Origin of the sequence: Nocardia sp. CC201C (genome assembly GCF_030010695.1) — a bacterium.
GTDB lineage: Bacteria > Actinomycetota > Actinomycetes > Mycobacteriales > Mycobacteriaceae > Nocardia > Nocardia otitidiscaviarum.
The window spans coordinates 1-2,114 of sequence record NZ_JASCXP010000675.1 but is presented as its reverse complement, the minus strand read 5'-3'; the positions used below and the strand labels follow the sequence as shown (position 1 = coordinate 2,114).

At 71.0% G+C, this 2,114-nt stretch carries 3 protein-coding genes; all 3 read left to right on the top strand.

Annotation, left to right across the window (positions count from 1 at the left end; genetic code table 11):
• Positions 1-133 precede the first annotated feature (133 nt).
• Positions 134-289 (top strand): hypothetical protein, encoded by a 156-nt coding sequence (locus QK444_RS35790; protein ID WP_282786478.1) that lies wholly within the window; start codon positions 134-136, stop codon positions 287-289.
• Positions 255-1,001, top strand: coding sequence for an ABC transporter ATP-binding protein (locus QK444_RS35785; protein ID WP_282786476.1), 747 nt, complete (start codon positions 255-257; stop codon positions 999-1,001). Before QK444_RS35790 ends, QK444_RS35785 begins: the two co-directional genes overlap by 35 nt.
• Positions 1,002-1,007: 6 nt before the next feature.
• Positions 1,008-2,114: ABC transporter permease (locus QK444_RS35780; RefSeq protein WP_282786474.1), on the top strand; the 1,107-nt coding region annotated here is incomplete at its 3' end.

Sequence of the window (2,114 nt, the reverse complement as noted above, 5' to 3'; positions counted from 1 at the left end):
GTTGCTGCCGGCCACCCGCCACCCGCGCGTGCTCGACTAACTCGGCCGCTTCTTCGCGCTGGCCCGCGCCGGGCTCACGAACTGGTTCCGCACCCAGCCCGGCACCGGCGATCCGGAAGCCACCGCCGCCGTGGTGCTGGCGCTGCTCGACGGCCTGGTGCTGCACCGCCTGATCGACCCCACGCTGGCCGCCGTGGATCTGACGGGTCCGCTGCTGCGCGCCGCGGGACTCACCGACGACGAGGGGACTTCCCATGTCCGACAACACGACAGCGCACCCGACGACTGATGCTCGGCGCGGCGGCATCCGTCTGCGCGGGGTCGGCAAGACCTACGGCAGCGGCGAGGCCGCCGTACACGCCCTGACCGATGTCGACCTCGACATCGCACCCGGCGAACTGGTGGCGGTGCTCGGGGCCAGCGGCTCCGGCAAGACCACGCTGCTCAATATCGCGGGCGGTATCGAAACCGCCGATACCGGAACCATCGAGGTTGCCGGACAGGACATCTCGCGACGCCACCCCGCCTCGCTGGGCGAATTCCGCCGCGACCACATCGGATTCGTATTCCAGTTCTTCAACCTCATCCCGAGCCTCACCGCCCGCGAGAACGTCGAAGTCATCATCGAACTGACCGGACGCGGCGACCGCCGTGCGGTTCCGGATCTGCTGGCGTCGGTCGGACTGGGCGAGCGCGCCGACCACTTCCCGGCGCAGCTGTCGGGCGGACAGCAGCAGCGGGTGTCGGTCGCCCGCGCCCTGGCCACCGATCCGGACCTGCTGCTGGCCGACGAGCCTACGGGCGCACTGGATGTCGCCACCGGCCGCGAGGTGCTGGCGGTCCTACAGCAGACCGGCCGAGCGGGCCGCGGCGTGGTCATGGTGACGCACAACGAGGCCGCCGCCGCCATCGCGGACCGGATCGTGCGCATGCGGGACGGGCGGGTGGTCGCCAGCGACCCCAATCCCGAGCCCGCCGACGCCGCGACGATTCGGTGGTGACCGCTCATGCTGCGACATCCGGTGCTGTTCAAAAAGATTCGTCGCGAGTTGCGGCGGCGGCCCGCGCAGGTCGTCGCCATCGCCGTCACGGTGCTGCTGGGCGTGCTGCTGTTCATCGCCAGCTACGACTCGTTCCGCAACCTGGAAACCTCCTACAACCACACCTACGACCGGCTGCACCTGGCCGATTACACCGCCAGCGGGGGTGATCCGGAGGCGCTGGCGGCGGCCGTGCGCGGCCTGGACGGCGTCGACCGGGTGATGGTCCGCACCCAGGCCGACGTGCCGTTCACCATCGGCGACACCAAACTGCTCGGCCGCGTCACCGGCTTGGCCGCACCCGGCGCACCGGCGGTCGACGAGATCGACCTGACCAGCGGCGCCCTGCCGAACCCCGAGCGCCCCGAGGTGGTCATCGAACACCACGCCGCCGACACCTTCGGGCTCGCTGCGGGCGACAGCTTCCGGATCTTCGACGGCGACTCCTGGCAGTCGGTCACCGTCAGCGGAGTCGCCCGCTCGGCGGAATACCTGTGGCCCGCGCGCAGCCGCCAGGAGGTGCTGGCCGATCCGCACTCGTTCGCCGTCGCCTTCGCACCGCAATCCCGGGCCCTTGCCCTGACCGGACAGCCGGGCCCGAACCAGGTCCTGGTGGAGATGTCGGACTCCGCGACCGAGGCCGAGCGGGACCGGGTCACCGCCGCACTGCGTGCGGCCGGGGCCACGGCGATCGAACCGCAATCCGAGCAGCCCTCCAATGCCGCTCTGCGCGAAGATCTTTCCGGCTTCTCCAGCATCGCCGTCGGCTTTCCCGCGCTGTTCCTGACCGCCGCCGCCATCGCGGAGTACATCCTCGTCACCCGGCTGGTGCAGACCGAGCGCCCGATCATCGGCACCATGCTGGCCATGGGCGCGCGGCGGCGCACCGTCGTCGGCCACTACGTCACCTACGGCGTCGCCATCACGGTCGCGGGCGCGGTGCTCGGCCTGCTCGGCGGATTCGTGGCCACCTCGGCGGTGACCTCGGCCTACACCTCCACCATCGGCATTCCGGACACCGTGGTCGAGCACCGGATCGGCACGGCCGCCATCGGATTGGCGCTGGGGTTGCTG